The following is a 4633-nucleotide window of genomic DNA, read 5'->3' as shown; positions in this document are numbered from 1 at the left end:
GTAAAACCGTTGTCTTTCATAAGGCCTCGTGCGGTAAAGTAGCGCATAGACCCTCCTGGAGGACGCGGAAGCGTCCGAACGTGTTGAAGCCACCGCCAGGAGGGTTTTTTACTGGGAAGAGCGCCGGATCTCCAGAGGAAGGGAGGGGCCGCCGAGGCGGCACGGCTCGTGCCCGCGAGGCGGTCACTCGCCGTGCGAACGCCTCGGCGGGGGAAGAGGGCGGGAACGGCCCCCGCCTCGGTCTCCCCCGGGGAGGGGTGAGGGGAGACCGAGGCGGGGGGTCCGAACATTGGAGGGGACGAAGGGGTCATCGCCAGACCCTCCGACCGCGGGAGCAGCGGACCCAAGGGCTGCGCCGGGGACCGATCGCCTCGTGGTAGAGGTGGGCCAAGCGAACCAGACGCCGCATGACCCGGCAATCCAGGTACGAAAGAGCGATCAGGTTCTCCCCGAGGGGGTGGTAACGATGTCCCTGATCAGTCCACGCGTGCGGAGACGGAATTTATGAGGTACAATTTGAATTAGGTCGCGGCCGGATGGGAGCATCATGAGCGGACTTCTTGTCGCCTGCGTTTGGGTCGCCGCGGGAGCGGTTCAGAGTCCCCCCGATCAGCTCCAGGTGGAGCAGCAGGCCGCTCCGCCCGCGGTGGACGACCACCGGCCGGACTTCCGGGCGCGCAACGCGGTGGGCGGCCCGGTCAATCGGTTTCAGATTCAGGTGACGACGGATCCGACCTTCGGCACCATCACCCACTGGAACAGCAAGGGACCGGCTCCCCCGAATCCCGACGGCGTGGATATTCCCAATGCCAACAACGTAGGGAACGGGGCGTTCTGTCCTGAGATTCCCTACGGAGAAGGGACGGCGAACCTCTTCTCCGTTCCCGTCCTCGAGTGGAACACCACCTATTTCTGGCGGATCCGCTTCCGGCGCACCAACGGCGTCTGGTCTCCCTTCGCTTCTTCGCAGTTCACGATGGCCGCGCCCGCGTGGTCCGTCGCGCAGCAGCCGGGGAACGGCTCGCCGTCGGGGGACTCCTGGCGCTTCATCGGGGTGCCGATCGCGTTCGGAACCACGGTTCCGGCCACGGAGCTTCTCGACGACGTGCCCTACCTCTTTCGGCTCGACGAACCGAACCGCACCTGGGTTCCGTTGGGTCCGGGCGATGTGCTCCGCGGAGGGGAGGGCTACCTCGCGTGGTGCCCGCCGACGGCGGTTCTGGACCTCTCGCAGGGCCAAGTGACGCCGGCTCCGCCGCCCGTTCTGAACGGGACCGGAGCCACGACCACTCCCAGCTACAGGCTGGTGAACGCCTTCAGCTTTACGACCTACTCCACGCCCGTGGGGCAGGAGATTGCCGACGGCGTTCCGGCCAACGAGTACCGGGGCAACCACCTCTTCGTGAATCCCTTCTACGCTCCGCTGAGCTGGAAGAGCTCGACCGCCAACGGCCCTCCCTACGGTCATGTCGCCCGGGCGGGCATCTCGTACGCGATGTACAAGTGGGACGGGACCCAGTATCGCACGTATAACGGCGTGACGAACGTTCCCCCGGGCGAGGAGTGGGTCGCGCCGTTTCAGGCCGTGGGCATCTGGGTTCAGGATGCAAACCACGAGCTCTGGATTAACGCTCCGCCGCCTCTGAGCGGGGGACTCCAGAAGACGCGCCCGTCGGGGAAGTCCTATGCCGTGGCCGGGCCGGGAGGACCCGATCCGGACCGCTGGGCGCTGATCCTGGAAGCCCGGAGCGGCTCGGCGCTCGACACCGAAAACGCCTTCGGCGTCGATCCCCAAGCGGACGACACCTGGGACGTGCGCGATTCCGAGGAACCGGGATCGGGCACCGATCCCTGGGTGCTCGTGTCGTTCGATCACCGTTCCGACTGGACGGTCCATCCCCGCCGGTACACGCACGATTTCCGCAAGACGCCGCTGACCGCGGGGAGCCGGGTGGAATGGACCTTCACGGTGGACGGAAACACCGGCCAGCCGGCGACGCTCTCCTGGACGAATTTCGATCAGCTGCCGGCCGGCGACTGGCGGTTCGTTCTCGAAGACCCCGCCGCCGCGGTTTCGGTGGATCTCTCGCAGGCGGCGTCGTACGATACTCCGCCCGTGAACGGACCCCGGACGCTGAAGCTCCGCGCCGAGCGGCTCGTGGATTCGCCCGCCCTGTCCGTTCCTCCCCCGGGCGAAACCGGCGGAGCCAGCGGCGGCGACTCCTGCGGCCTTCTGGGAATCGAGGTTCTTCTTCTGGCCGTCCTGGCGGCGCGTCGGGGAGGGCGGCGGATATGATTCCCGCGACGCGGAAGGAAGCCCTGGCGGCCGCGGCGGGCGCGGGCCTCTACGGGGCTCTGGCTCTGGGATACGTCAACCGGGCCGCGCACGAATCCGGATGGGGTCCGCGGATCATGTTCGGCGCGTTCGGCCTTTATGCGGCGCTGGGGGCGTTCCGGATGGCGTCCTTCCGGAAGGCGGCCTCGTCGGAAGCGCCCTGGCCTCATCGGATCGTCGTTCTCCTGGGCGTCCTGGCGCCGCTGGCCGTCCGCGCGGAAGGTCGGGTGCTCTGGGACGGGGGCGCATGGATCGCGGCGGCGGGGGCGCTTCTGGGGGCCTTGTCCGCCGTGGCCCTGGGGGACTGCTTCGGGATCCTTCCGGCGGTGCGGGGCGTCGTCGCGCGCGGCCCGTACCGCCGGATCCGGCATCCGATGACGACGGCGCTTTTCCTGATCGCGGCGGGATATCTGATTTCCCGCTGGAGCCCCTGGAACGCGGCGGCGCTCGGAGCGGCGGCGCTCCTGGGGGCGGCCGCGGCGTTCCTCGAAGAGCGGCTTCTCGGGCGCGAAGATTCCTACCGCGACTACGCGGCGCGCGTGCCGTGGCGGTTCGTTCCGGGAGTTCTCTAGGATGGGCACCATGATTCGGATCGCGTTCATTCCGCCTCCCGCGGCGCCCCTTCTGGGCACGACGGGGACGGAGCTTCTTCTTTTCGGGCTTCTCGTCGCGGCGGGCGTCTACTTCCTGCGGGCGGCCGGGCGCGACGCGTCCCGCTTCGTGCCGGCGGCGCTCGTCGCCGTCTCGCTCTTCTATCTTCTTTGTCCGGAAGACTCGGCCTTTCAGCGCCGGGCGGGCGAGGCGCTGATGAGCGGGATGGCGGCGCTCCAGGCGGAGACGATGCGCCTTTTCGGCGCCGCGGTGCGCGCGGAGGGCCCCTCGGTCGTGGGGGCCTTCCCGTTCGTCTATGCGCGGGGATGCATGGGCCTGACGTATCTGGCGGCGGCCGTGCTCTGCCTTCTTTTCTATCCGATCTCCTGGCGCCGCCGGCTTGTGGGCGCGGCGGCGGTGGCGGCCGGGATGACGGCGCTCAATCTCGTTCGCCTCATCGTGCTGTACCTGCTCTGGGAGGGGGAGCACACCTTCGCCTACGAGGCGTTTCACCGCGCGGGAGGGGCGGTGTTTGCGGCCGGCGGGGCTGCGCTTTTCTCTCTGGCGGTCCGGCTCCGGATCGGCGCGCCGGAGAACGTTCCTTCCGCCGCCCTGGCGCCCGGTTCCGGAGGCGCCTGACGCCGCCGGCGCGGGGATGGTCGGGCCGGCCGGATTCGAACCGGCGACCTTCTGCGCCCAAGGCAGACGCGCTACCAGGCTGCGCTACGGCCCGTCGGGGACACTATAGCACGGGGAGCGACCCTAGAGAATCTCCAGCGGCCCGGCCGGGCCTCCCAGCGCCTCGCCGCACACGCGGCAGCGTTTCGCGGAGGGAGGGTTGAACGTCTCGCAGAAGCCGCACTTCAGGCGCGTCCCGAGCTCCCCGAGCGCCTCGGGATCCTGTCCCCGTCGGAAGCGGTCCAGGTCCGCCAGGAACGCCGCCGCCGACGGGTAGCGCCGGGCCGGCGCCTTCGCGATCATCTTGCGCACGATCGCGGAGATCCCTTCCGGCAGCCGCGCGTTGAATTTTTCGGGCGGGGGCGGCGCGACCTTGAGGTGCTGGCGCATCAGCTCCTGGATCGTCTCCCCCTCGAACGGACGGCGGCCGCAGAGCATCGAATAGAGGATGATTCCCAGGGCGTAGAGGTCGCTCCGGGCGTCCGCGCGCCGCCCCAGCCACTGCTCCGGGGACATGTAGTAGGGCGTTCCCACCACCGCCCCCGCGGAATCCTCGCCGCTTTCGACGTCCTGCGCCAGGCCGAAGTCCGTCAGCCGCGCGCGGCCGTCCTCGGTGACGATGATGTTGGCCGGCTTGAGGTCCCGATGAACGATTCCCTTGGCGTGGGCCGCCTGGAGGCCCTGGGCCACGTCCCGCGCCACGTCGCAGGCTTCCTCCACGGAGAACATCCCGAACTCGCGCAGCCGTTCCTCGAGCGTCTGCCCCCGCAGAAGCTGCATGACGACGAAGACGTATCCCTTCTGGAAGCCCACGTCGTGCACCTGGACGATGTTGGGATGTTCCAGTTTGGCCGCCGCCCGGGCCTCGAGAAGCAGGCGCCGGACCACGTCGGGATTGCCTTCGAGATGGGGGATCATTTTCACGGCCACGAAGCGGTTGAGCCCCAGGTGCTTGGCCTTGTAGACCGCCCCCATCGATCCGCGGGCGATCAGCTCCACGATGCGGCAGCCGCCGATCTCCAGACCGAT

The 4633-nt window shown here is 68.8% G+C and carries 4 protein-coding genes and 1 tRNA gene; 3 read left to right on the top strand and 2 right to left on the bottom strand.

The annotated features are described in order from the left end of the window. Nucleotides 1-547 precede the first annotated feature (547 nt). Genes VNO22_03350 through VNO22_03340 form a run of 3 tightly spaced genes read left to right on the top strand, consistent with a single transcriptional unit; the run spans nucleotide 548 to nucleotide 3565 of the window. Entirely contained in the window at nucleotides 548-2296 is a 1749-nt protein-coding gene (locus tag VNO22_03350; protein ID HXG60388.1) for a hypothetical protein, read from the top strand. Beyond that, nucleotides 2293-2907, top strand: coding sequence for a methyltransferase (locus VNO22_03345; protein HXG60387.1), 615 nt, complete (start codon nucleotides 2293-2295; stop codon nucleotides 2905-2907). The genes VNO22_03350 and VNO22_03345 overlap by 4 nt, the downstream gene beginning before the upstream one ends. A gap of 10 nt (nucleotides 2908-2917) precedes the next feature. Then, nucleotides 2918-3565: an archaeosortase/exosortase family protein gene (locus tag VNO22_03340; GenBank protein ID HXG60386.1), complete on the top strand. Its 648-nt coding sequence runs from the start codon at nucleotides 2918-2920 to the stop codon at nucleotides 3563-3565. A 17-nt stretch (nucleotides 3566-3582) separates the two neighbouring features. On the opposite strand, the gene VNO22_03335 is transcribed toward VNO22_03340, so the two are convergent. Beyond that, nucleotides 3583-3659, bottom strand: a tRNA-Pro gene (locus tag VNO22_03335). A 29-nt stretch (nucleotides 3660-3688) separates the two neighbouring features. Further along, nucleotides 3689-4633: serine/threonine-protein kinase (locus tag VNO22_03330; GenBank protein HXG60385.1), on the bottom strand; the 945-nt coding region annotated here is incomplete at its 5' end.

It is taken from the genome of Planctomycetota bacterium, assembly GCA_035574235.1.
Lineage (GTDB): Bacteria > Planctomycetota > MHYJ01 > MHYJ01 > JACPRB01 > DATLZA01.
The sequence above is the reverse complement of the archived record's forward strand: the minus strand, read 5'-3'. Positions and strand labels throughout refer to the sequence as shown.